Consider the following 25,055-nt stretch of genomic DNA (forward strand, 5'->3'; position numbering starts at 1 on the left):
AATAAATATTAGTAGAAACATTTTATTAATATGGGAGGGAATTTATGAAGAAATTTTTGATGGTTGCATTATGTATGATGATTTTTGTGTCGTGTGGGAAAAAAGAAGTGTACAAAGGCGTGGAATCCAGCGTAAAAGTTGATAGAATCAAAAAAATGGATTCTCACAACAAATACACAGATAAGTTAAAGAACTCTGAGTTTATTCAGAAATTGTATGGAGATAAAATTGTCGTGTTAAAAGATGGCAAGAACTTTGTTTACGACGATTCCAAGGACGAATTGGCACAACTAGATGATGGATATGGAATACACGATGTCGATAATAAAGATTATTTACTTTACAAATCAGATGAATCTTTTGCTTCTAAGTTGATGATTAAAAGTGATGATGGAATGAAAAATCTCACATCAACAGAGCATATTAGTGATGCTAAGTTATCGGATAAAAATGTGTATGCTATGGTTTTGCGTTCTGATTCTCCAATTAAATTTTTTGAATGTGAGATTTTCAGGAATAATAATGACGCATTTGAATCTACTGGCAAAATTGGAAAATTAATCAAAAACGATAAGTCTATAATGTATATGCATTATGAGAAGGACAAATTAACTGTCAAGGATATGGACGATAAGGAAATCTTCAGTAGAGATTTGAAAGAAGATGAGTATCCTATTGATGTTGTGATGAATAATAAGGATGTCTTCTATTCTTTGTACGATTTTAAAACTGGAAATTCAAGGTTGTATAAGAATGATAAGCTGATAATGGAATCTACGATAAAAGGTTATGAAAATGTATTGAAAAGATTTAAAGTGTCTAAAAAATATATGACTTGGTTGGATAATAAGATTGCTTATAATCTAGAAAAAGATAAGCTCGTATTTTTTGAAGATGCAAAAGATGATACAATGATTGTTCCAGTAGGTGATAGCGTGTACAGTTTGAAAATTAAAAACTCAATTGGAGTGTTCAATGATGACACTATAAAATTCAAATAGACAATCAAAAAAGCAATGATTCATCGGAATCATTGCTTTTGAATTTAACCTAATAATCTTCTTGCTGTAACGAATGTTCTTTGGTAATAGCTGGAGTTGATATCTGATAAGATAACTCCTGTTGATGGTGTAGAAGCGTGGATTAATTTGTTGTTACCAACGTAGATTCCAACGTGACTTATTCCGCCACCACCTGTTGCAAAGAACATCAAATCGCCTTTTTTCAAGTTTGATTTGGAAACTTTGTGTCCATAAGAAGCTTGTGCTCTTGAACTTGAGCTTATTGAAATTCCATAAGCTTGTCTATAAAGATAAGAAGTAAGTCCAGAACAGTCAAATGATCTAGGGCCACGAGTTCCCCAAACATAAGGCTTACCTAATTGTTTGTAAGCAAGACTTACGATTTTGTCTAATTTACTAGTTTCTTTTTGAGGTTGTTTTTTAGGTACATTTACTAATGCATCTACTTTTGGTTTTGCTTGTAGTGACTTACCAGCTAACAAATCTTTAATTCCATTTACTACGAAATTATCGATAGTGTTTTTGCCGCCAAATACCATTGTGTACATGATGTTTGATTTGTTTTGTCTGAAGAAAGATTCCACAGAGTTTGATTTTTGTTCTTGTGTTTTGTAATCTTCGTTTCTTGGAACGTCCATCTTCTTAACCAAAACTATTGGTGCATTGTATTTTTGAGCTACAGGAGATGCAGCAAGTACATCTACAAATTTTTCTCCACTAGCTACGATTGTTCTTTCAGAATTTATGCCTACTTGTTTTGCAACTTTTACAGATGTTTGGTATCTGTCAGATCCTGCAATTCTAGTAACTTTTGAAAGTTTGGAAAGTTCATTTTCAACAGCTTTTGAAACTGAATTTTCTCCACCTACTATAGTGATGTCTCCCAAAAGACCTTTTTTGCTGAAAGAATTTAAGTATTCTTTGATTGATTTTGGCACTTCATTCTTTTTAACTAAAAGAACTGGAGCGTTCTTTTTCTTAGCTAAAGAAGTTGAAGAAATAGAATCTGCAAAGTTTTCACCAGATGCGATAACTACGTTTTGTTTCTTGTTAGAAACTGGGTGAGATGTAGTAGCTGATTTTGCATTAACTTCGTATCTGTCTTTGCCTTTAACTCTGATGACTTCAATTCCCATACCATTTAATTCGTCAACTACTTTTGAACTAATAGTTTTTTCACCACCAGTTATGTAGACTTTTCTGACACCTTTCAAAGCTTCTTTTGTCAAGTTGTCTAGCTTGTTGGAATCAGTGTAAAGAATAGGTGATTTACCATTTGAAATGTTTGTTGCACTGATTGAATCCGAAAATTCGTTTGAATTCACAACTACAGCAGTGTCTGCATTTTTGAATTCTTTTTCTTTGATTTTCTTAGCTGTTTCAAATCTGTTTTTTGCGTCTATTCTTTCTGTTTTTGCACTTTTTTGTGATTTGACTTCAGCTTCTTTTTTTTCTGTATTATTTTGATTTTTATTAGATATTACTTTGTTATTTTCATCTAGCTTTACTTGTATCTTAGTTGTTGTTTCAGTTTTACTTGAATTATCTAATATAGCTTTAACATTTGTTTCTGACTTGTTATTTTCATTATCTGCAAATGAAACATTTGCTCCCAAAGATAATGATACAGCCAAAGTCATTACAAGAAGTGGCTTCTTAAAATTATTCATGTATCCTCCTAATATACTTCAATGAGCTAATTTTAATTGCTCATTATTTCTGTAACCAATTTGTAACTTATTCAAATTACTCTAATAGTTTACAAGAATTTTTCATAACTTTCAAACAAATTTGACATTTATTCGTTTAATTTGCACAATGTGCTAGATTTTATGTAAAATTTGCTCAAAACTATTTACAAATTGAAAAATTTGTGAATTACTTGAAAATCACACTTCCCATAAAATAGGGAATAGTTTGTAACCAATTTGTAACTTTTAGAAAAAAACATGAAATGCACCACTCAAAAACTTAATTATTAAAAAAATGTAACAATTGCTGGTTTTTATGAAAAATCGCTTAAAATTTGTTTGGTAACGACTGAAAACTGACATTATTTCTCAGAATCATTGTAAAAAATTACATTAAAAAAGCACTGATTTTAATCAGTGCTTAGTAGTTTATATTATAAGATGTAGATTTTGACGTTTCTAACTCCCCAGTTACGAGATTGAGCTTTAGTATCCATAACTACATCAATTTTATTTCCTTTAATAGCTCCACCAGTGTCTTCTGCTGTAGCAAATCCGTATCCTTCTACATATACTCTTGTTCTCAAAGGAATAACTCTTGGGTCTACTGCTATAACGCCACGTCTAATTTTAGTTCCGATAGCTGTTACATTCCATCCGCCATTTTCACGTGGGTCAGAAGTGTAAGCTGTAGCTCTTACGGTAAATACTTTTTTTGCTTTTGCAAGTTGAGCTTGCAAAGAATTTACAGGTTTTTGAGGTTTTTTAGTATTTTCTTTTCTTAGTTCTGCTTTTTCTTTTTTGTATAATGCATCTGCTTTAGGTGCTGTTTTAAGGCTCTTACCAGCTAATAAATCAGCGATTGATGATGATACGAAATCATGTATTGAATTATTTCCTTGACAAACTATAACTTGGTCTATGTTAGAGTTGTTTTTAAAGAATGATTCCATAGTAGCGCTTTTGTCGTTTGAAGAATAATCTTTTGTTCTTGTTACATCGTTAGGTTTTGTCAATATTAAAGAAGCATTTAATTTTGTAGCAACAGGTGACATTAATAATGCATCGTTGTAACCATTACCTTCAGCTACGATTACTCTTTTTGCGTTAGGGTTAACTTGTTTTGCAACTTTTACGTTAGTAGTGTATCTGTCACGACCAGCAATCCTACTTACATTATTACTAAAAGATTTTAAGTAAGATTCTACTTGTTGAGATACTGATAATTTACCGCCGACTATTGTTATACTTCCAATAGCATTGTTTCTCTTTAAAGATAACAAATAACCTTTTATAGATGTAGGAACTTCATTTTTTCTAACGAAAAGTATAGGAGCTTTTTTGTTTTGTGCCAAAACAGCAGATGATATAGCATCACTATGATTTTCGCCTGAAGTTATAAGTATATTTGTTTTTTGTTTTTTATTTGGATTATGTGTTTTTGTTGCAACTTTTGCATTAACTTCATATCTGTCATGGCCTGCAATTCTCTCAACAACTATTCCCAAATTTTTAAGTTGATTAACTACTGCATTACTAACAGATTTTTCTCCACCTAAAATGTAAACTTTTTTAGGTTTATTCTTTTTCAAGTTTGCCAAAGTTGTGCTATCTAATGAAGATTGATTAGTAAATAATATTGGAGTGTTACCTCTAGATAATGACACAGCAGACAATGAATCTACAAATGTAGAACTGTTTGTCAAGATAACTGTGTTTGATTTTGAGAAATATTTATCTCTTATATTAGTAGCTGTTTCAAATTTACTAGTTGAAGTAATTTTTTTAACATCAGCTCTTTTCATTGCTTTTACTTCAGCTGGTTTTTTCGAAAGCTCTTTTGTATCTTCGACATTTTCTTCTAAATCTTCTTTTGTAGTTTCTTTTTTATCTTCTTTTTCAGTATTTTCGGTATTAACTTTTTCAGTTTGTTGTGTATCATTGGATTTGATGGAATCCTCTGTTTTCACATTTTCTTGATCTTTAATTGTATTTTGCAAATTTGTAGTGTAATTTAAAGCGTCATGTTTTACTTCTTCTACAAGCTTTGTATTGTCAACATCAGCAAATGAAGAAGTTGCATTTAAAGTAGAAAAGGTAAACATTAATCCCATCACTAACAATGGTTTTTTGATATTGTTCATTTTTCCTCCTAATTTTACGATTAAAAGTTTTTTAATCTGCAAATTTAATATAATATATTGTAACACATTTGTAACTTGTTGTAACTTTTTTGTAACAAATTAGGTTAAAAAAACGTTAAATATTACAAAAACGTAACAATTAAGTTGTGATTTCGTCATTTATTATCGAAGATTGTTTGCTTATATACAGATTAGATAATAAAATATAATAAGGAGGGAACTTATGAAAACAGTAAAATTAAGTGCGGTCGTTAAAAAATTAGATTTGCACGTTGTAAGGACAAGTTCTGATTACGAAACAATTGAGATTACAAATTCTGAAATAAACAGACCAGGTTTACAATTATCTGGTTTCTTGGAAGAATTTCCATATAGAAGAATTCAGTTGTTCGGTAAGGCTGAACTTGCGTATTATATGGCGATGGATATGGAGCTTAGAAAAGAAAGAGTAAGAGCAATGATGGAATATGATATTCCTTGTATTGTGTTTTCTCATTATGCTCAAATTCCTGATGAAGTTAGAAAATTAGCTGAAGAATACGATAAAACTCTATTAATTTCTGACAGAACAACTACCAGACTTATCTCAGCATTGGATGAAGTATTAGAATATTTTTTGAGTGAAGAAGATACGATACACGCATCTTTATTAGATGTATTTGGTATGGGTGTTTTGTTGATGGGAGATAGTTCTGTAGGAAAAAGCGAAACGGCTTTGGACTTGGTTACTAGAGGACACAGACTTGTTGCAGATGATGTGGTTGAAATAAGAAAAATCGAAAAGGGGTTATTGGCACAAGCTCCCCTTAACATCAGACACTATTTGGAAGTTAGGGGTCTTGGAATTTTAGATATTCAAAGGTTATACGGTACAGGTTCTGTAAGATTAACTACATTTATCGATTTGGTTATAAAGCTAGAAAAATGGCAAGACGATAAAGAATACGACAGAATTGGACTTGACGATCACACTACAGAAATTTTAGGAGTTGAGCTTCCATATCTTGAAGTTCCTGTAAAACCAGGTAGAAATATTGCAATGATTGTTGAGGTTGCAGTTAGAAATCAAAGACAAAAACTTTTGGGTTATAATGCGGCACAAGAGTTAAATAATAAGTTAATTGCAAATATGAAAAAAGATACTGAAGAACACAGAAAGCAGTTAAAAAATAACAAAAATTAATTTCACAATAAAATTTTTTGATGAAGTTTGTTATTCTTGCAATGAGGATTTTATTGAGTTATAATAACTCATAGAGCGGAGTTCGTCCGTTTTAAATTAAACAATTTATTTATTTATATATAGGGGGTTAAATAAATGGCAAAACACATGAAAACCATGGATGGAAATACAGCCGCTGCTCACGTAGCTTATGCATTTTCAGATGTGGCAACTATTTATCCAATTACTCCATCATCACCAATGCCTGAAGCAATTGATGTATGGGCAGCAGATGGACGTAAGAACTTATTCGGTGAAACTGTACAAGTAACTGAATTACAATCAGAAGGTGGAGCAGCTGGTTCAGTACACGGGGCTTTAGTTGCAGGGGCTTTGGCATCTACATTCACAGCATCACAAGGTTTATTGTTGATGGTTCCAAATATGTACAAGATTGCCGGAGAAAACTTACCTGGCGTATTCCACGTATCAGCAAGAGCTTTAGCATCACATGCGCTTAGCATTTTTGGTGACCACCAAGACGTTATGGCAGCAAGACAAACTGGTTTTGCATTGTTATGTTCAGGTTCAGTACAAGAAGTTATGGATTTAGCAGCAGTAGCTCACCTTTCTTCTATTAAAGGTAAAGTTCCATTCTTACATTTCTTCGATGGTTTCAGAACTAGTCACGAAATTCAAAAAATCGAAGTTATGGATTATGAAGACTTAGCTAAGATTGTTGACTGGGAAGCTATTGATGAATTCAGAAGAAATGCTTTAAATCCAGAAAACCCTAAGACTATGGGTACAGCTGAAAATCCAGACGTTTATTTCCAAGGTATGGAAGCATCTAATACATACTATGAAGATATCGTTGGTATTACAGAAGGCTATATCAATGAAATTAACAAGATTACAGGCAGAAACTACGGATTATTCAACTACTATGGTGCTGAAGATGCTGAAAATATTATAGTAGCTATGGGTTCAGTTACTGAAACTATTGAAGAAACTGTTGATTATTTAGTGTCTAAAGGAGAAAAAGTCGGAGTATTAAAAGTTCACTTATACAGACCATTCTCTAAAGAACATTTCTTAAATGCTATTCCAAAAACAGTTAAGAAGATTGCAGTTTTAGATAGAACTAAAGAAAAAGGTTCATTAGGAGAACCTCTATATCTTGACGTTAGAGATTGTTTCTACGATCATGAAAATAAACCAGTTATCGTTGGTGGTATCTACGGCTTAGGTTCAAAAGATACAACTCCAACTCACATTAACACAGTTTACGAAAACTTAAAACAAGATCAACCAAGAACACAATTTACTATCGGTATAGTAGATGATGTTACTCATAGATCATTAGAAGTAAAAGATACTATAAACACTTCACCTGAAGGAACTATCAGATGTAAGTTCTGGGGATTCGGTTCTGACGGTACAGTAGGTGCTAACAAATCAGCTATAAAGATTATAGGTGATGGTACTGACATGTACGCTCAAGGTTACTTCGATTATGACTCTAAAAAATCTGGTGGGGTTACAATGTCTCACTTAAGATTCGGTAACAACCCAATTCACTCAACTTACCTATTAGATGAATCAGATTTCATTTCTTGTTCAAAACAAGCTTATGTATATCAATACGATTTATTAAGAGGTTTAAGAAAAGGTGGTACATTCTTACTAAACTGTATCTGGAATGAAGAAGAATTAGACACTCACCTTCCAGGCAAATTAAAGAAATACATCGCTGAAAACGACATTAAATTCTACACAATCAACGCTTCTAAGATTGCAGCAGAAGTAGGATTAGGTGGAAGAACTAACATGATTATGCAAGCTGCATTCTTCAAATTATCTAAAGTATTACCTATAGATGAAGCTATTAAGAAATTAAAAGAATCTATAGTTCATAACTACGGAAGAAAAGGTGAAGACATTGTAAACATGAACTACGCTGCAGTAGATCAAGGTATCGATCAACTTGTAGAAATCAATGTTCCAGCTGAATGGAAAAATGCTGAAGAAGACGTTGAAAAAGACGCTAACCTTCCAGAATTCGTAAAAGAAGTTGCAAGTGTAATGAATGCACAACAAGGTAATGATTTACCAGTATCTGCATTCAAAGACAGAGCAAACGGTGAATTCCCAATGGGAACTTCAGCTTACGAAAAGAGATGTATCGCTCTTAACGTTCCAGAATGGCAAATGGATAAATGTATCCAATGTAACCAATGTGCTTATGTATGTCCACACGCAGTTATCAGACCATTCTTATTAAACGAAGAAGACAGAAAGAACGCTCCTGAAACATTCGAAAGCAAAAAAGCAGTAGGTAAGGGATTCGAAGATTTGACATTCAGAATCCAAGTTTCACCAGCAGACTGTACAGGTTGCGGTAACTGTGCTGATGTATGTCCAGCAAAAGAAAAGGCATTAATAATGAAACCTTTCGAAGAACAACATCTTGCACAAAAAGACAATTGGACTTATGCTGTAGAAAAAGTTGGATACAAAGAAGACTTAATGCCAGCAGAAAAAACAGTTAAAGGCTCACAATTCCAACAACCATTATTTGAATTCTCTGGAGCTTGTGCTGGTTGTGGAGAAACTCCATACGCTAAATTAATCACTCAATTATACGGTGATAGAATGCTTATAGCTAACGCTACAGGTTGTTCATCAATCTGGGGTGCAAGTGCTCCTTCAACTCCTTACTGCACAAACGCTGAAGGTAAAGGACCAGCTTGGGCTAACTCATTATTCGAAGACAACGCTGAATACGGATATGGTATGCACTTAGCTATCAAGAAAATTAGATTACAATTAAAAGAAAAAATGCAAGCATTCTTAGACTTGAACATTGAAAGTCCATTGAATGCACCATTCAAGAAATTCGTTGAAAACATGGACAATGTAGCTACATCAAAAGCATGTGCAGCAGAAATCTTACAACACTTAGATGACAATACAAACAACGAAGAAGCTGAAGAATTATTGAAATATATAAGAACAGACAGAGACTTCTTAATTAAGAAATCTGTATGGATCTTCGGTGGAGACGGTTGGGCTTATGATATCGGATACGGCGGATTGGATCACGTATTAGCATCAGGTGAAAACATCAACGTTATGGTATTCGATACAGAAGTTTACTCAAACACTGGTGGACAAGCTTCTAAGTCAACTCCAACAGCTGCTGTAGCACAATTTGCTGCAAGTGGTAAGAAAGTTAGAAAGAAAGATTTAGGTTTGATGGCATCAACTTACGGATACGTATACGTAGCACAAATTGCTATGGGTGCTAACCAAAATCAAACATTAAAAGCTATTAGAGAAGCTGAAGAATATGATGGACCATCATTAATCATCGCTTACTCACCATGTATCAACCACGGTATTAAAGCTGGTATGGGTAAGAGCCAACGTCAAGAAAAATTAGCTGTAGAAGCTGGTTACTGGCACTTATACAGATTCGATCCAACTCTTGCAGAAGAAGGAAAGAATCCATTCCAATTAGACTCTAAAGAGCCAACTGGATCATTCCAAGACTTCATCAGAGGAGAAGTAAGATACTTGTCATTACAAAAATCATTCCCTGAACAAGCTGAAGAATTATTCCAAGAAGCTGAAAGAGATTCTAAGGAAAGATACAACACTTACAAGAGAATGGCAGAAATGGATTATTCTAACTCGGTAGAAGATACAGATGAAGCAGAAAAAGAAGAAAACCTTGAAAAAGAAGGTAAAAAAGTTGAATCTGTAGAAAAAGCTAAGGAAGAAGAAGGCGCAAAGAAAGATGATGTTGTAAATCCAAATTCTACAAATAGATAATGTAACCAAAACACTGTGAGAATTATCTCACGGTGTTTTTTATTACAAATTTTTAACAATTTGAAAAATCATTTATAGATTTTTTCTATAAATGATTAAAAAATTTATAACGTTGATTTTTCAATGATAAATGAATGAAAAAAATTGCAAAATTTTCTAATTTGTTAAAATTAGAATGAAATTGGTAGGATTTATAGAAAGATTCAATAAATGAAGAATTTTTAACAATATTTCTGGTTTTATTAGAGAATTAGTGATATCATATAAATGAAATATAAACTTTAGGAGGGTTTTATGAATTTTTACGAAGAATCAAGAAAATTTGCATTGGAACATGTCGAACCATATGCAAAGAGATCAGATGAAGAAGGTAGATTTCCTGTAGAATCATTTGAAGAAATGGGAAAAGCTGGATACTTCAAATTACTTATTCCAGAAGAAATGGGTGGTTTAGGAAAGACTGCTGTTGAACACCAACAAGCTGTTTTAGCATTTGCTGAAAGCAACCCAACTGCTGGTCTTTGCTACATGATGCACAACGTAGCTTTAATGACAGTTCTTACTAATGGTAACGAAGAATTAAAGAAAAAAGTTGTTAAAGACATCGTTGAAAACAACAAATTCATGGCATTAGCATATTCTGAATTTGGAACTGGTACTCACTTCTACATTCCAGAAATCAAAGTTACTAAAGATGGTGGCAAATTCGTATTCAACGGAACTAAGTCAATGGTAACAAGTGCAACTCATGCAAGCTACTACTTAATTTTGACTCCATCAACTGAAAAAGAAGGAGACATCAACAACTGGTTAATTCCATTAGAATCAGAAGGATTAGAATTCAAGATGAGTCACTGGAAAGGTATTGGTATGAAAGGTAATGTTTCATGTCCAATGACTATGAATGATGTTAAATTAGACGAAGTTAACAGAATCGGCGAAGAAGGTTCAGGTGTTGACCAAGTATTTAACGTAGTTGCCCCATATTTCATTTTAGGTTTAGCTAGTGTATACACTGGATTGAACTTAAGATTATCAAAAGTTACTAATGATTACGCATTAAAGAGAAAATACCCTTCAGGACAATGTTTAGCTAACATTGAAACAGTTCAAGTTCACTTAGCTAAGATTTATGCTAATGGTATGAGTGCAAAAGCTCTTACAGAATTAGCAGCTAGATCTTTAGTTGCTGGTGAAGAAGACGCAGTTTGCAAGATTATCGCAGCAAGAGTTGCTGCTATCGAAAATGCAATTGAATCCTCAACACTTGCAATGAGAGTAGGTGGAGGTAAGACTTACAACTGTGCATCTGAAATCCAAAGATTAATGAGAGATGCTTACGCTGGACAAATTATGGCTCCATCACTAGACGTTCTTAACGTTTGGTTAGGTAAAGCTATAACAGGTCAACCACTATTGTAGGAGATTTAATGAGTATTTACGAACAAGCAAAAGAATTTGCAAAAAAATATTTAGAAGAAGAAGGAAAAAAATCTGATAAGGATTGCACTTTCCCAAAAGAAGCATTTGAAAAAATGGGAGAAGAAGGATTTTTAAAACTTTTGATTCCTGAAGAAATGGGCGGACTTGGCAAAGGAGCAAAAGAACATCAAGAAGTTACAATGGCATTTGCTGAATACAATCCATCTGCAGCATTATGCTATATGATGCATAATGTTGGAATCAGTGGAGTGTTGGATTATGGTCAAAAAACTTTAATTGATAAAATAGTAAAAGATGTCGTTGAAAATAATAAATTTATGGCGTTGGCTGATTCAGAATTTGGTAGTGGAACACATTTTGGTAATCCAGAAATGACCTGTACTAAAAATGGAGATGACTATGTGTTCAAGGGTACTAAATCAATGGTAACAAGTGCAACTTATGCAAGTTATTATCAATATAACAGTAAATCAGCTGAATTTGAAGGGAAAACGACATATTGGGTTGTTCCATTGGAATCTGAAGGTTTGAGTTTCAATATGGAATATTGGGATGGAGTTGGAATGAGAGGAAATGTTTCTTGTCCAATGAAATTTGACAATGTTAAGTTGACATCTGATTACAGATTAGGAGAAGAAGGCGGAGCAGATGAAGTCGCAAGTGTTGTAACAAAGATGTTTTTACTTGGACTTGCTAGTGTATATGCTGGTTTAAATATTAGAATATCAAACATTACTAATAAATACGCTACAAGTAGAAAATATCCAAATGGAAAATGCTTAGCAGATATTGAAATTGTTCAAATGTATTTGTCTAAGATATATTCAATGGCACAAAGCGCAAGAACACTATCAGAAGATGCAGCAGAAGCTATAGTTAATAATAGCGAAGATATGCTTAAAAAAATTATAGCAGCAAGAGTGACTTCAATTGAAAATTCAATGAACTCAGCTACACTTGCAATGAGAGTTGGCGGCGGAATCACTTATAATAAGAAGACTGAAATAGAAAAGTTGATGAGAGATGCTTACGCTGGACAAATTATGGCACCATCATTGGATGTTCTCCATGTAATGTTAGGTGGTATTTTAGCGACAGAAAACAAGTAAATAGGACACAAATGTCAATAAAAAGGTAGAAATTATGGATATTTACAAACAAGCAAAAGAGTTTGCGAAAAATTATTTAGAAACGGCTGGGAAAAATTCAGACGTGGATTGTTCATTTCCAAAAGAAGCATTTGAAAAAATGGGAGAAGAAGGTTTTTTAAAACTTTTGGTTCCGGAAGAAATGGATGGACTTGGCAAAGGAGCGAAGGAACACCAAAAAGTAATTATGGCTTTTGCTGAGTATAATCCGTCAGCTGCATTATGTTATATGATGCATAATGTAGCATTGAATGCTGTAATTAAATGTGGACAAAAAGATTTGTATGAAAAAGTTGTGGATGATGTAGTCAATCACAATAAGTATTTGGCATTGGCTAATTCTGAATTTGGAACAGGAACTCACTTTGGTAATCCAGAAACAACTTGCATAAAAGATGAAAATTATTTTGTATTTAACGGAACAAAGTCAATGGTAACTACTGCTACGTTTGCTAGTTATTATTTGTTCTTGAGTAAATCATGTGATTTTGAAGGTAAGACTACTTATTGGACAGTTCCTTTGGAATCTGAAGGATTGAGTTTCAATATGAAATATTGGGATGGAGTTGGAATGAGAGGAAATGTTTCATGCCCAATGAAACTCGAAGATGTTAAGTTAACAGACATGAATAGATTAGGAGTGGAAGGAGAAGGTCCTGAAGTTTCTAAAATAGTTACTAAGTTTTTCCTATTAGGTCTAGCTAGCGTATATTCTGGCTTAAATATTAGATTATCAAAAATCACAACAAATCATGCAAAAAATAGAAAGTATCCAGATGGAAGATGTTTAGCAGATATAGAAATTGTTCAAATGTATTTGTCCAAGATTTACTCGAAAGCACAAAGTTCAAGAACATTAGCAGAAGATGCAGCCGAAGCATTAGATAGAAATGATGAAGATGCTTTACAAAAAATCATAGCTTCCAGAGTTATTGCAATTGAACATGCGATGGAATCCTCAACTCTTGCAATGAGAGTGGGTGGAGGAATTAGTTACAATAGAAAGACTGAAATTGAAAAGTTGATGAGAGATGCTTACGCTGGACAAATTATGGCACCATCTTTAGATGTGTTGCATGTTATGTTAGGACAATCTTTATCAAGTAAATAAAATAGGAGGAATTAAATGAAAAAATTAAAAATAGGTGCAGTTATTTACGCTCCAAGAGTTACAGTAATATGGGAAATGATTGAAGAATTTTTCAAGGAAAATGGAGCAGAAATCGAAGGAGTATTCTTCAAAGACTACAAACTACAAGTAGATGCTTTAATGAATGGAGAAATTGATGGAGCATGGAATTCCCCATTAGCACATTTAGACGCTCACTTGAGATCTGACGGAAAAGATAAGATCGGATGTATGAGAGATACTGATAGAGATAAGAAAACTTATCTAGTAGTTAAAAAGGGAAATTTTGAAAAAGTTTCTGATTTAAAGGGCAAAACAATAGGATTTGGGGCTATTGATTCTCCACAAGCAAGACTTATTCCTATAAACTATTTACACCAAAATGGTATAGAATATGGTAAAGATTACACTGAAAAAAGATTTGATATCGGTGTTGGCTTACATGGAGACCACGTTGGTGGAGAAAAAGATAGCATGATTGCTATGGTTAATGGAGAAGTTGATGCATCATTCTGCTTAAGTACAAATTATGATGCTTGGATTAGTGATGGTACACTAGACAAAAATGAAGTTGAAGTTTTAGATAAAACTGATAACTTTGATCATTGTATATTTACATTCAATCCTGAAGTTTCTGATGAAGACATCAAAGCATTTGATGACATTATGTTCAAGATGGATTACAACAACGAAAAAGAAAAAGAAATCATGGATCTTGAAGGATTAAAACAATGGATTCCTGGTAGAAGAGAAGGTTTCAAACAAATTACTGAAGCTAATGAATATTTAGGAAATTTCTTAAAGGAATTCAATAGTGAACAATAAATTATTCAATACCTCTTTGATAGGATCTATGCCAAGAGGAGACGAAATAATGAAAGCTCGTAGGATGTTAAAGGCTAATATGATTAGCCTTTCTGACTACGAAAAATTGGTATATGATAAGACTAAAGAAGTTGTAAAATTACAAGAAGATTTGGATATCGATGTAATCACAAGTGGAGAAATAGAAAGAGATAATTACGTATCTTTTATTTCTGAAAAACTAGGTGGAGTAACTCAAATGAGTATGGCCGAAATGCTAGATTACGTCGATGATAAAAGAGAGTTCGAAAATATTTTGACGACATTGGATGTTCCTGCTACATCTATTAAGAACGCTATTTGTACTGGCAAATTGGAATATAAAGGAGACATTGTATCAGAAGAATTAAAACTTTTGAAATCATTGACTGATAAGCCTGTTAAGATTACAATGCCTGGCCCTTACTTGGTTACAAGAAGTATGTGGCTTGCAAATGTTAGTTCCAAATACTACGACAGTAAGGAAGATTTGGGAGAAGATGTAATTGATATTTACAGAAAAGAAATCAAAAATCTTCAAGAAATCGGAGTAGATGTAATTCAATTTGATGAACCAGTTCTTACAGAAATTGTGTTCACTGAAGGCAAACCAAGAACTTTCATGTGTGCATCTTTGTCAACTAGAAAAGATCCAACTGAAGAATTGAAGTTTGCCACACATTTGATAAAAAGTGTGATGGATAGTGTCGATAGGGACAAATCTATCTGTTCACTTCACGTGTGTCGTGGAAACTGGAGTAAAAACGAAAGTATTTTACTGACAGGACCTTATACTCCTCTTTTAGATTTGTTTGCAGATATCAATGCTGATTTATTGGCGTTAGAATTTTCTACTCCAAGAGCTGGGGAATTAAAAGCATTACTAGCTGATGAAAGAATCAACAACAAAGTGATTTTGGGACTTGGAGTGTTAAATCCAAGATTGGATGATAAGGAAGATACAGATGGAATTTACAAAAGAGCCAAGGAAGCTCTTACATTTATCGACAAGGATAAATTATGGCTAAACCCAGACTGTGGATTTGCTACATTCTCCAATAGACCAGTAAATGAATACGACCACATAAGAGAAAAACTACAATCGATGATTGATGCTAGAAATAAATTGAGGAAAGAATATGAATGATGATATAAATTCATTCCAAAAGAGTTTCAGAGCTATTGTATCCGATGATTTGGTTAAAGTTTACAACGAAAAATCATGTATTCCTGTGGACTCATCTATTTCATTTGATTCAGAAAAAGAAGAATTCACATCAATTGATTTCTTCGTAAGCTCCATCGTTTCAGAGTTGATTTTGACTATGATGAGAGTTGCGAAGAAAAGAAACACTATATTGCAAGATATCGAAGCTAAGGTGAACTTAGATATCGACAATCCGATGTATCTGTTAAATGTTATCGGTTTTGAAGATAAGAGTATTATTAATAAAATCAATATTGACATTTATTTCTTCTCATTTTATGAAGGAGAAGAATTACAAGAGTTTTTGGATGAAGTTTTGGATAGAACTTTGATTTACAATTCTATAAAAGATTTGGTAAATGTTAATTTTAAAACTGTTTTATAACTTGTAAATTATTTTATTTGTGATATAATATTAGAAAATATTTAAAAATATTAAATTCAATAGATAAGATAGTAGTATAAATGAAACTTCAAGAGAGGAAATGGTTGGTGTGAATTTCTAAGGGAAGTTTATATGAATGGGGTTATCTGAATTTTGAATGAAAAATAGTAGTTCAAAAAGTGATTCTCACTTTACAGGGATAGGATATGGAAGTATCTGAAAGAGATGTGTGCATTTTTGCACATAAATTAGGATGGTAACGCGAGTTTTGACACTTGTTCCTTTTAGGGAACAGGTGTTTTTTTATTATAAAGGCAGGTGAGTGTAATGAAATGAACTTATGAAATGATTTTAGAAGAGAAAAATTTTATGAAAAAGAAAGGAAGATATTATGGATTCAAAAAAATTAACAGTAAGTTCGATATTTTTAAGTGTAGGATTATTGCTTCATTACGTTACACCTGCGTTGTTTATGGGAGTAAAGCCAGATTTTTTATTAGTAATGATGTTTTTGGCATTATTATTTATGGATAATGTAAAAGAAGCTTTTGTGTTGAGTTTGTTTGCAGGGACAATTGCAGCTTTTACAACAAGTTTCCCAATGGGACAGCTTCCAAACATAATTGATAAATTAGTTTCAGGAATTATTGTGTTTTATTTGTTCAAATTGATGGGAAAAACCAGCAGAAAATCCAATCTCATATTTGCGATAGGAACTTTTACAAGTGGATTTGTATTTTTATCTCTTGCAATTCCAATGGGAATGGGTACTGAAAACTTTACAAATCTACTACCGTCGATGTTCTTAGCAGTATGTTTACCGACTTCAATTTTAAATACAATTGTAGGAATTTTCTTCAAAAAAATAATTTATCGCACAAATTACATAAAAATCAACGCTCAATAATGCTATTTATCTAAAATTAGTATATACTAGTAATATAGATAAAAAAGAGGTGATTTTATGAAATACGCAGAAGAAGGCGTTCAATATCATTTGAATATTAAAAATGGAGATGTAGGGAAGTATGTAATCCTTCCAGGAGATCCAAAAAGATGCGAAAAAATTGCAAAGTATTTTGACGATGCAAAATTAGTAGCAGATCATAGAGAATATGTAACATACACTGGAACTATAAATGGAGAAAAAGTTTCCGTAACTAGCACTGGAATCGGAGGTGCGTCTTCAGCAATTGCGATGGAAGAACTTGTCAAAGCAGGTGCAGATACTTTTATAAGAGTTGGAACTTGTGGAGGAATTCAAGAAGATATCAAAAGTTCTGATGTGGTTATAGCAAGTTCTGCAATAAGAGCTGAAGGAACGAGTAAAGAATACGCTCCTATAGAATTTCCAGCAGTTGCTAACTTAGATGTGACAAATTCTTTGGTAAAAGCTTCAAAAGATTTAGGACAACATTACCACGTTGGTGTTGTTCAATGCAAAGACAGCTTTTATGGACAACACGAGCCAGAAAAAATGCCTGTGTCATACGATTTATTAAACAAATGGGAAGCTTGGAAAAGGCTTGGCACATTGGCAAGTGAGATGGAATCGGCAGCTCTTTTTGTAGTTGCAAATTACCTTCGAGTAAGATGTGGATCTTGTTTTTTGGTTGTAGCAAACCAAGAACGTGAGAAAAAACACTTAGACAATCCTGTGTGTCATGATACTGATGTAGCCATTAAAGTTGCAATTGAAGCAATAAAAAACTTGATAGAGAAAGATAAACAAGAATAAATGGTGGAAATTTAATTTTAAATTTTGACAATTTATATATAGGGTGATATAATAAAAACAGTTAATAACGTTTTCATTTTATCCATTAAATGGGTATCTCCTTATGTTAAAAAACAAAACTAGGTCACATAACCTAGTTTTGTTTTTTTATTTCATCTTGAAGTTTTTCTAATTGTTGATAAATTTCATCATCTATAGTAACAATATTTTCAGTAGATTGTTTTCTTTTCCTTAGCTTAGATCTTCTGAGGTTTTCTTTTAAAGTTAGATAATTTTTCCAAAGTTCATTGGCACTAATTCTAATTCCTCCACGCGATAAAATAATTCGTTGAATCATCCCATCGTTGCTTGCCACATACATTTTGTCGTGCTTTTTCATATCGTTGACTTTTCTCTCAATGTATCGGTCTGCAGATTCGTGTTCTTTTGTGTAAACCACCGTCAAATTATCACGCTTTTCTTCAATGCTCATTCCACCTTTTACAAGATAAGCATCAAAAACTACATAAACTTGTTCTCCACTTAGATTTTGATACTCTTTCATTATATCAATGAGCTCTTCACGAGCGCTATCCAAGTCCACATCGTTTGATAATTTGTACAAATTAGGCCATGCATTTATTATATTATAACCATCGACATAAAGATAAATTTGTTTATTTTTCATACCTTTGGCGTATGACTTCATAAATTAGAATGCTCGCAGCATTTGATGCGTTGAGTGATTCTGTTTTTCCATACATAGGGATTTTAATTAACTGATCACAATTTTCTCTGACTAATCTCGAAATTCCTTTGCCTTCGTTTCCGATTACAAGGCCGATAGGTCCTTTCAAGTTAGCTTGTGTGTGAGTTTGTGAAGCTTCGCCACAAGCCCCATAAATCCATATGTTATGTTCTTTTAAATAATTAATTGTCGTGGTTATATTGGTTACACGTGCGATTTTGATATTGAAAACAGCACCTGCACTTGTTTTGATTGCAGTTGCATTGACTTCACAAGCTCGGTGTTTTGGAATTATAACTCCGTGGCATCCTGCAACTTCTGCAGTTCTAATGATGGAACCCAAATTGTGAGGATCTGTTATTTCGTCCAAAATTATCAAAAATGGATCTTCGTTTCTTTTTTTGGCGTAAATTATCATTTCATCAATGCTTGAATATCCGAAACTTGGCATTTTTGCCATAACACCTTGATGAGCAGTGTTTTCTGCGAATTTTTCGATGTATTTTTTATCGACATATTCGATTTTAATTCCCATATCGTAAGCTTTTTTTTCTATTTTTTTAATAAATCCTTTTAATTCGCCTTTTTGTATGTATAGATTGGTTACTCCCATATCCATTTCCAAAGCTTCCATAACAGGATTTCTACCGACTAAATATTGCATTTATTCTCCTTATTCTTATCATTTTAATGTTATAATCTTATTAGATTATACAATATAAAGCAATTTCTTACAATTAATAGGAGGAACAAATGGGAAACGAAATAATGATGCAGGCTTTTGAGTGGTACTTACCAGATGATGGAAATTATTACAAAAATTTAACGAGAGAAGCGAAAAATTTAAAAGAAAAAGGTATTGATGCGTTGTGGCTTGCTCCAATGTTTAAAGCAACAGGAACTAATGATGTTGGCTATGGTGTGTATGATTTGTACGATTTGGGAGAATTTGATCAGAAAGGATCTGTGCGTACAAAATACGGAACTGTAGAAGAATTGAAAAAACTAATCGAAGTTTTGCACGAAAATGATATAAAAGTGTATGCAGATGTAGTTTTAAATCACAAAGCTGGAGCTGATTTCTCAGAAACTTTTAAGGCTTATGAAGTGGATCCTAACGACAGGACGAAAAGAATTACTGATGCTTATGATATTGAAGCATGGACTGGATTTGATTTTAAGGGCAGGAACGGAAAATATTCTGAGTTCGTGTGGCATTTCCAACATTTTAATGGAGTTGATTTTGATAATAAACAACAAAAGAAAGCAATTTTTGAAGTCGCTGGAGAAAACAAAGGATTTAGCAAGAATGTTTCCAACGAAAAAGGGAATTTCGATTATTTGATGTTTGCAGATATTGACCATAAAAATCCTGATGTTAAAGATGAGCTTTTTAGATGGGGAGAATGGTTTGTGAATTATGTTAATGTGGACGGCTTCAGATACGACGCGCTTAAACACATTGATGATGAATTTATAATTGATTTCACCAAACATATACAAAAAGTTGTTAATCGCGATTTTTATTTTTTCGGTGAATATTGGTTACAAGATAAGGACAACACCAATCATTATTTGTACGATACGAAATACGATGTGGATTTGTTTGATGTGGCACTTCATTTTAATATGTATTCTGCATCAAAAATGGGCGATAAATTTGATATGAGAAAAATTTTCGACAATACTTTGGTAAAAGAACATCCGGCAATTGCTGTTACATTCGTGGATAATCACGACAGCGAACCTGGTCAATCGTTGGAATCATTTGTTGAACCTTGGTTCAAAAAGATTGCATACGGCTTGATTTTGCTCAGAAAAGACGGATATCCTTGCGTGTTTTATGGTGATTATTATAAAATAGGTGGAGAATTTAATATCGAAGGGCAAAAGGATATTTTAGATAATTTGATGTACATCAGAAAACACTACGCATTTGGAGAACAGACAGATTATATGGAAAGTGAAAATTTGATAGGTTGGATTAGACACGGTGATGATTTTCACAATCCAATGGCTGTTGTAATCAGCACGGGTGACATCAACACTTTGAGAATGAATGTAGGAAAGGAAAATGCAGGTAAAAAGTATACGGAAATCACTGGAACAAATTCTAATGAAATTGTAATTGATAATCAAGGATTCGGGGGTTTTGAAGTGGGAGCCGGAACTTTGAGCGTGTGGGTATGTAATGAGTAAATTTTATGCAGTAAAAATTGGGAGAAATCCTGGGATATACAATAGTTGGTCAGAGTGCCAACAACAAGTAAATGGTTTTAAGGGAGCGATTTTCAAATCTTTTAAGACAAAAGAAGAGGCAGATAATTTTATAAATGGCGAAGATAATAAAAAAGTAGCGTCCATTGATAACTTAAATGAAAATGAGTGTGTGGCTTATGTAGATGGATCATTTAAAAAAGATACGGGAGAATATAGTTTTGGTTGTGTGTTGTTTCACAATAGTAAAATCGACAAATTCAATCAAAAATTTCCCAAATCAGAATTCTCAACTCATAGAAATGTATCGGGAGAAGTAAGTGGGTCGGTATTTGCAATTAAAAAAGCAGTCGAACTTAAAATGAACAAAATCACGATTTTTTATGATTATCAAGGGATTGAAAGTTGGGCTAATGGCGACTGGAAAACAAACAATAATTTAACCAAAAGCTACAAGAAATTTATCGACGAAATAAAGCCTCAAATCGATATTAATTTTGTAAAAATTAAAGGTCACTCCAACGATACTTATAACGATATGGCTGATGAATTGGCAAAAGAGGCGTTGGGAATAGGGAAACAATAAAGTATTAAAAAAATTAAAGTAGATTACATTTTTGCTAAGAATATCATACGGAATAAATTATTGTGATTTCTCATCGAAGAACTACGTTAAAAATCCAACTGTTTGAGAGCCTTGCTCGAGTTTTGGATTTTAGTAGTTCGAGATTTTGAAATCACTAATTTATGTAGTCAGATGTTCGTGCAAAAATGATTTTCTACTTTTTGTTTATGCTATTATATTTGGAACTTTTCCCACAAAAAAAAACTCTCACGAATCTCGTGAGAGCAAATTATTTGAATACTATCATTAGTTGTGTAATTTTTCTTTTATCAACATTAACTACGACGAATTTCAAGTTTTCAAATTCAACCTCATCTTTTGATTTAGGCATTCTGTCCAATAATTCTATTACAAATCCTCCGATTGAATCGAATTTGTCGCTTTGAATGTCAAGGTCAAATCTTTCGTTTACTTCATCAATTCTCATTTCAGGATCGACTAAGTATTCATTGTCGCTAAGTTTAGTTACTTCTTTTTCGTTGTCGTATTCATCGTCGATTTCTCCGACAAGTTCTTCTAAAATATCTTCCATCGTTACAATTCCACTAGTTCCACCGTACTCATCGATAATTATACTGATGGAAATATTTTTAGTTCTCATTTGTTTGAACAAATCCACTACTGGAATGTATTCATAAGCATAAAATGCTGGTTTTAGGATATCTCTGACTTTAAAATCTCGGTCATCTTCGATGATTTTGTGCGCTAATTCTTTTATGTGAAGAACGCCTATAATATCGTCGATGCTGCCTTCATAGACTGGAATTCTAGAATAAGTAATATTTTTGATAATTTCCTTCAAATCACTCTCTGCATCTTCAATATCAACTGATGCCATGCTAGTTCTTGGAGTCATAATATCAACTGCTAGAGTTTCCTTTAATTCCAACGCATTTATCATGATTTCAGTTTCTTGATTTTTAAGTACGCCTTCTTCTTCACTAACTTCCACCAAAGTTTTTAGTTCTTCTTCGGTAAGTGTCGAACTATCTTCGTCTTCTCCAACGAAAAGCTTGATTATCAAACGAGTTAAGAGGTTTAATACTTTTACAATTGGTTTGAAAACTAAAGTCAGAAAATAAATAAACCTTGAAAACTTTAATGCTACAGATTTGTTTTTGTATTGTGCAATTGTTTTTGGTAAAACTTCTCCAAAAATCAACACAAAAACAGTCATTACAACTGTAGATATCAAAGCTCCGTTTTGATGAAAAATATTTGTGAATAAAATTGTAGCTATAGAACTCGCTGCGATATTTACAATGTTGTTACCTATCAAAATAGTAGATATGGTAGTTTGCATATTATCGTGCAGTTTCTTCAGTAAATGTGCATTTTTGTTATCTTTTTGGTCTAATTGTCGAACTTTTATTTTGCTTACAGATGTTATCGCCGTTTCACTTGATGAAAATACGGAGGACATTGCAACCAAGAACACTAACGCAATTATTTGCGAGACACTCGAACTGTCCATTACATCACTCTCCAAACATATCGTAACATATATAAATATAGTTGTAAATAAAATATTTTGACAAAATTTTTAAATAAAAAACATAACGATTTAGAAAACTAAAAATAATTTAACAACAAACAAATCTCACAATATGGTATACTATAGATGTAGATAATACAGTAAAAAAGAAACGGTGATGAAAATGGATTTAAAAGAGAAAATTAGAGTTATAGACGGATTTCCAAAAGAAGGAATTTCATTCAAAGATATTACTACATTGTTAAACGACAAAGATGCCTATAAACACGCAGTAGACCTTATGGTAGAAGACTTAAAAGACAAAGACATAACTGTGATAGCAGCTCCAGAAGCTAGAGGATTCTTGTTCGGCTCAGCTGTAGCGTATGCGCTTGGAGTTAGATTTGTTCCTGTTAGAAAACCTGGAAAACTTCCTGGAGAAGTGTCAGAGTATTCTTATGATTTGGAATATGGTACCGACAAATTAGAAGTACACAGAGACGCGATTCATGAAGGCGACAAAGTTGCTATAGTTGACGACTTATTGGCAACAGGTGGAACTGTGAATGCAGTAGCTAAGTTAGTTGAAAAAAACGGTGGCGAGATCACTGCTATGGAATTTTTGATTGAACTTACTGAACTTGGCGGAAGAGATGTTAACAAAAATTATTACATCAATACTTTAGTACAATACGATATCTAAATCTTATCCACATGTCATGCATGTGGATTTTTAATTGCAAAAAAAGCACAACCTAAATTTTATGGTTGTGCTAAATTTACTATTTGCTTTGCATTAATAAATTGTATTTTATATCCCACAATTTTTGTGACAAATCGACGTGGAACAAATGAGGATGTTCAAATCTTTTTACTTCTTCCCATTGTTCAGCAATTTGTTCATTTTTTCTTTCGATTATTTTATCTAATGTTGGAAGGTCGTACACCAATTCTCCCTTGTCAAACACTCTAACCAACAATTCTTTTGTTGTGAAGTTGGTTAATGTTTTTCTCTTCCAAGTGTGAATAGGGTGGAAGATTTCCAAATCCTTTGATTCGTCGATTTTTTCATCGTGAAGAGTTATCAAATCAGCTTCTGCTTTGCCGCTATTCTTGTCGTAAATTCTGTAAACTGTTTTGAATCCAGGAGTTGTAATTTTTTCGATATTTTCACTGATTTTAATCTTAGGAATTATTTCTCCGTTAGGTTTTTCAACCGCACATAATTTGTACACGCCGCCTAAAACTGGATCTGATTTTGCAGTTATTAATCTTTCGCCAACGCCAAATCCATCTAGTTTTGCTCCTTGTTCAATCAAATCAGAGATTGTGTATTCATCAAGTGAATTACTTGCCATGATTTGGCAGTTTTCATATCCAGCATCATCCAACATTTTACGGGCTTGTTTTGATAAATAAGCAAGGTCACCACTGTCAATTCTGATGGACATATTCTTAATTCCACGAGGTTTCAAAACTTCGTCGAAAACTTTTATCGCATTTGGAACACCGGATTTTAAAACGTTGTAAGTGTCCACTAAAAGTGAGCAAGAATTTGGGAAAATTTCGGCGTATTTTTTGAAAGCTTCGTATTCTGAATCAAACATCATAATCCATGAATGAGCCATTGTACCAAAAGCTGGCACGTCGTAAGTGATATCTGTCAAAGTATTGCTTGTAGCAGTAGCACCACCTATGAAAGCTGCTCTTGCACCCAGAACTGTAGCATCCACACCTTGCGCACGTCTTGCGCCAAATTCCATAACAACTCTTCCTTCAGCTGCATGAACAATTCTATTCGTTTTAGTTGCAATCAATGATTGATGATTGATTGATAAAAGCGCGAAAGTTTCTATCAATTGCGCTTGTGGAGCAGGTCCACGAACTATCATCAAAGGTTCGTTAGGAAATGCAACTGAACCTTCAGGCATTGCCCACACATCGCATTCAAATTTGAAATTTCTAAGATAATCTAAGAATTTTTCGCTGAACATATTCTTGCTTTTGAAATATTCGATGTCTTTTTCGTCAAACTTCAAATTTTGAATATATTTAACCACCTCTTCTAATCCTGCAACGATGACAAATCCTCCGTTGTCTGGAATTCTTCTAAAATACAAATCAAAATAAGCATATTCATCTTCCATATTGTTTTCCAAATATCCATTCATCATTGTAAATTCGTAGAAATCAGATAACATGCTTAAATTTTCATAATTTTTCCAATCCATAATCTGCCTCCATATTTTATTATGAATATTAT

At 33.0% G+C, this 25,055-nt stretch carries 20 protein-coding genes; 14 read left to right on the forward strand and 6 right to left on the reverse strand.

What is annotated here, in order from left to right; translation table 11 throughout:
• Window positions 1-44: 44 nt before the first annotated feature.
• Entirely contained in the window at window positions 45-1,001 is a 957-nt protein-coding gene (locus ABDJ34_RS07270; RefSeq protein ID WP_412701879.1) for a hypothetical protein, read from the forward strand.
• 44 nt (window positions 1,002-1,045) lie between these two features.
• Here the strand turns inward: ABDJ34_RS07270 and ABDJ34_RS07275 are convergent, their stop codons facing one another.
• Both ABDJ34_RS07275 and ABDJ34_RS07280 read right to left on the reverse strand, forming a co-directional pair.
• Complete coding sequence (locus tag ABDJ34_RS07275) at window positions 1,046-2,692, reverse strand: cell wall-binding repeat-containing protein (RefSeq protein ID WP_412701880.1); 1,647 nt, start codon at window positions 2,690-2,692, stop codon at window positions 1,046-1,048.
• Between the two features lie 455 nt (window positions 2,693-3,147).
• A complete protein-coding gene (locus tag ABDJ34_RS07280; protein WP_412701881.1) occupies window positions 3,148-4,857 on the reverse strand; it encodes a cell wall-binding repeat-containing protein in 1,710 nt (569 codons plus the stop codon).
• A 223-nt stretch (window positions 4,858-5,080) separates the two neighbouring features.
• Between ABDJ34_RS07280 and hprK the strand changes: the two genes are divergently transcribed.
• From hprK to udp, 10 genes are all read left to right on the forward strand, one after another.
• Window positions 5,081-6,040 (forward strand): HPr(Ser) kinase/phosphatase, encoded by a 960-nt coding sequence (gene hprK, locus ABDJ34_RS07285; RefSeq protein ID WP_154272932.1) that lies wholly within the window; start codon window positions 5,081-5,083, stop codon window positions 6,038-6,040.
• Between the two features lie 135 nt (window positions 6,041-6,175).
• Window positions 6,176-9,856, forward strand: a complete 3,681-nt coding sequence (gene nifJ, locus ABDJ34_RS07290; RefSeq protein WP_412701882.1) for a pyruvate:ferredoxin (flavodoxin) oxidoreductase — start codon at window positions 6,176-6,178, stop codon at window positions 9,854-9,856.
• A 294-nt stretch (window positions 9,857-10,150) separates the two neighbouring features.
• A complete protein-coding gene (locus ABDJ34_RS07295; protein WP_281682326.1) occupies window positions 10,151-11,278 on the forward strand; it encodes an acyl-CoA dehydrogenase family protein in 1,128 nt (375 codons plus the stop codon).
• 8 nt (window positions 11,279-11,286) lie between these two features.
• A complete protein-coding gene (locus tag ABDJ34_RS07300; RefSeq protein WP_094224426.1) occupies window positions 11,287-12,408 on the forward strand; it encodes an acyl-CoA dehydrogenase family protein in 1,122 nt (373 codons plus the stop codon).
• Between the two features lie 34 nt (window positions 12,409-12,442).
• A complete protein-coding gene (locus ABDJ34_RS07305) occupies window positions 12,443-13,558 on the forward strand; it encodes an acyl-CoA dehydrogenase family protein (RefSeq protein WP_094224427.1) in 1,116 nt (371 codons plus the stop codon).
• Between the two features lie 15 nt (window positions 13,559-13,573).
• Window positions 13,574-14,401, forward strand: a complete 828-nt coding sequence (locus ABDJ34_RS07310) for a phosphate/phosphite/phosphonate ABC transporter substrate-binding protein (RefSeq protein ID WP_412701883.1) — start codon at window positions 13,574-13,576, stop codon at window positions 14,399-14,401.
• Window positions 14,391-15,566, forward strand: a complete 1,176-nt coding sequence (locus ABDJ34_RS07315; RefSeq protein WP_412701884.1) for a 5-methyltetrahydropteroyltriglutamate--homocysteine methyltransferase — start codon at window positions 14,391-14,393, stop codon at window positions 15,564-15,566. Before ABDJ34_RS07310 ends, ABDJ34_RS07315 begins: the two co-directional genes overlap by 11 nt.
• Window positions 15,559-16,011 carry an OsmC family protein gene (locus tag ABDJ34_RS07320; protein WP_094203338.1) on the forward strand — a complete coding sequence of 151 codons (453 nt, stop codon included), beginning with the start codon at window positions 15,559-15,561 and terminating at the stop codon, window positions 16,009-16,011. The genes ABDJ34_RS07315 and ABDJ34_RS07320 overlap by 8 nt, the downstream gene beginning before the upstream one ends.
• A gap of 391 nt (window positions 16,012-16,402) precedes the next feature.
• Complete coding sequence (locus tag ABDJ34_RS07325; RefSeq protein WP_412701885.1) at window positions 16,403-16,918, forward strand: tryptophan transporter; 516 nt, start codon at window positions 16,403-16,405, stop codon at window positions 16,916-16,918.
• 57 nt (window positions 16,919-16,975) lie between these two features.
• Window positions 16,976-17,749, forward strand: a complete 774-nt coding sequence (gene udp / locus ABDJ34_RS07330; RefSeq protein WP_412701886.1) for a uridine phosphorylase — start codon at window positions 16,976-16,978, stop codon at window positions 17,747-17,749.
• Between the two features lie 133 nt (window positions 17,750-17,882).
• Here the strand turns inward: udp and ABDJ34_RS07335 are convergent, their stop codons facing one another.
• Window positions 17,883-18,416 carry an NYN domain-containing protein gene (locus ABDJ34_RS07335; RefSeq protein ID WP_094205354.1) on the reverse strand — a complete coding sequence of 178 codons (534 nt, stop codon included), beginning with the start codon at window positions 18,414-18,416 and terminating at the stop codon, window positions 17,883-17,885.
• Window positions 18,406-19,140, reverse strand: coding sequence for a 23S rRNA (guanosine(2251)-2'-O)-methyltransferase RlmB (rlmB, locus tag ABDJ34_RS07340; protein WP_412701887.1), 735 nt, complete (start codon window positions 19,138-19,140; stop codon window positions 18,406-18,408). The genes ABDJ34_RS07335 and rlmB overlap by 11 nt, the downstream gene beginning before the upstream one ends.
• A gap of 89 nt (window positions 19,141-19,229) precedes the next feature.
• Between rlmB and ABDJ34_RS07345 the strand changes: the two genes are divergently transcribed.
• Both ABDJ34_RS07345 and ABDJ34_RS07350 read left to right on the forward strand, forming a co-directional pair.
• On the forward strand, window positions 19,230-20,675 hold the full coding sequence (locus ABDJ34_RS07345; protein WP_412701888.1) for an alpha-amylase: 1,446 nt from the start codon (window positions 19,230-19,232) through the stop codon (window positions 20,673-20,675).
• On the forward strand, window positions 20,668-21,279 hold the full coding sequence (locus tag ABDJ34_RS07350) for a ribonuclease H1 domain-containing protein (RefSeq protein ID WP_412701889.1): 612 nt from the start codon (window positions 20,668-20,670) through the stop codon (window positions 21,277-21,279). The genes ABDJ34_RS07345 and ABDJ34_RS07350 overlap by 8 nt, the downstream gene beginning before the upstream one ends.
• A 268-nt stretch (window positions 21,280-21,547) precedes the next feature.
• Here ABDJ34_RS07350 and ABDJ34_RS07355 read toward each other — a convergent pair whose 3' ends face one another.
• Complete coding sequence (locus tag ABDJ34_RS07355; RefSeq protein WP_412701890.1) at window positions 21,548-22,792, reverse strand: hemolysin family protein; 1,245 nt, start codon at window positions 22,790-22,792, stop codon at window positions 21,548-21,550.
• A gap of 184 nt (window positions 22,793-22,976) precedes the next feature.
• Here ABDJ34_RS07355 and ABDJ34_RS07360 point away from each other — a divergent pair, with 184 nt between their 5' ends.
• A complete protein-coding gene (locus ABDJ34_RS07360) occupies window positions 22,977-23,495 on the forward strand; it encodes an adenine phosphoribosyltransferase (RefSeq protein WP_412701891.1) in 519 nt (172 codons plus the stop codon).
• A 79-nt stretch (window positions 23,496-23,574) separates the two neighbouring features.
• Here the strand turns inward: ABDJ34_RS07360 and ABDJ34_RS07365 are convergent, their stop codons facing one another.
• Window positions 23,575-25,023: a nicotinate phosphoribosyltransferase gene (locus ABDJ34_RS07365; protein ID WP_094224437.1), complete on the reverse strand. Its 1,449-nt coding sequence runs from the start codon at window positions 25,021-25,023 to the stop codon at window positions 23,575-23,577.
• Window positions 25,024-25,055 lie beyond the last annotated feature (32 nt).

This window comes from Finegoldia dalianensis, from assembly GCF_046255015.1.
Lineage (GTDB): Bacteria > Bacillota > Clostridia > Tissierellales > Peptoniphilaceae > Finegoldia > Finegoldia magna.

What these genes read in the sequence shown, in the direction of transcription:
- ABDJ34_RS07365 (WP_094224437.1), bottom strand. Translation starts at nt 25,023, where the DNA reads ATGGATTGGAAAAATTATGAAAATTTAAGCATGTTATCTGATTTCTAC.
- ABDJ34_RS07280 (WP_412701881.1), bottom strand. Translation starts at nt 4,857, where the DNA reads ATGAACAATATCAAAAAACCATTGTTAGTGATGGGATTAATGTTTACC.
- ABDJ34_RS07355 (WP_412701890.1), bottom strand. Translation starts at nt 22,792, where the DNA reads ATGGACAGTTCGAGTGTCTCGCAAATAATTGCGTTAGTGTTCTTGGTT.
- ABDJ34_RS07325 (WP_412701885.1), top strand. Translation starts at nt 16,403, where the DNA reads ATGGATTCAAAAAAATTAACAGTAAGTTCGATATTTTTAAGTGTAGGA.
- ABDJ34_RS07345 (WP_412701888.1), top strand. Translation starts at nt 19,230, where the DNA reads ATGGGAAACGAAATAATGATGCAGGCTTTTGAGTGGTACTTACCAGAT.
- ABDJ34_RS07270 (WP_412701879.1), top strand. Translation starts at nt 45, where the DNA reads ATGAAGAAATTTTTGATGGTTGCATTATGTATGATGATTTTTGTGTCG.
- nifJ (WP_412701882.1), top strand. Translation starts at nt 6,176, where the DNA reads ATGGCAAAACACATGAAAACCATGGATGGAAATACAGCCGCTGCTCAC.
- ABDJ34_RS07320 (WP_094203338.1), top strand. Translation starts at nt 15,559, where the DNA reads ATGAATGATGATATAAATTCATTCCAAAAGAGTTTCAGAGCTATTGTA.
- ABDJ34_RS07295 (WP_281682326.1), top strand. Translation starts at nt 10,151, where the DNA reads ATGAATTTTTACGAAGAATCAAGAAAATTTGCATTGGAACATGTCGAA.
- hprK (WP_154272932.1), top strand. Translation starts at nt 5,081, where the DNA reads ATGAAAACAGTAAAATTAAGTGCGGTCGTTAAAAAATTAGATTTGCAC.
- udp (WP_412701886.1), top strand. Translation starts at nt 16,976, where the DNA reads ATGAAATACGCAGAAGAAGGCGTTCAATATCATTTGAATATTAAAAAT.
- ABDJ34_RS07275 (WP_412701880.1), bottom strand. Translation starts at nt 2,692, where the DNA reads ATGAATAATTTTAAGAAGCCACTTCTTGTAATGACTTTGGCTGTATCA.
- ABDJ34_RS07360 (WP_412701891.1), top strand. Translation starts at nt 22,977, where the DNA reads ATGGATTTAAAAGAGAAAATTAGAGTTATAGACGGATTTCCAAAAGAA.
- ABDJ34_RS07310 (WP_412701883.1), top strand. Translation starts at nt 13,574, where the DNA reads ATGAAAAAATTAAAAATAGGTGCAGTTATTTACGCTCCAAGAGTTACA.
- ABDJ34_RS07300 (WP_094224426.1), top strand. Translation starts at nt 11,287, where the DNA reads ATGAGTATTTACGAACAAGCAAAAGAATTTGCAAAAAAATATTTAGAA.
- ABDJ34_RS07335 (WP_094205354.1), bottom strand. Translation starts at nt 18,416, where the DNA reads ATGAAAAATAAACAAATTTATCTTTATGTCGATGGTTATAATATAATA.
- rlmB (WP_412701887.1), bottom strand. Translation starts at nt 19,140, where the DNA reads ATGCAATATTTAGTCGGTAGAAATCCTGTTATGGAAGCTTTGGAAATG.
- ABDJ34_RS07305 (WP_094224427.1), top strand. Translation starts at nt 12,443, where the DNA reads ATGGATATTTACAAACAAGCAAAAGAGTTTGCGAAAAATTATTTAGAA.
- ABDJ34_RS07350 (WP_412701889.1), top strand. Translation starts at nt 20,668, where the DNA reads ATGAGTAAATTTTATGCAGTAAAAATTGGGAGAAATCCTGGGATATAC.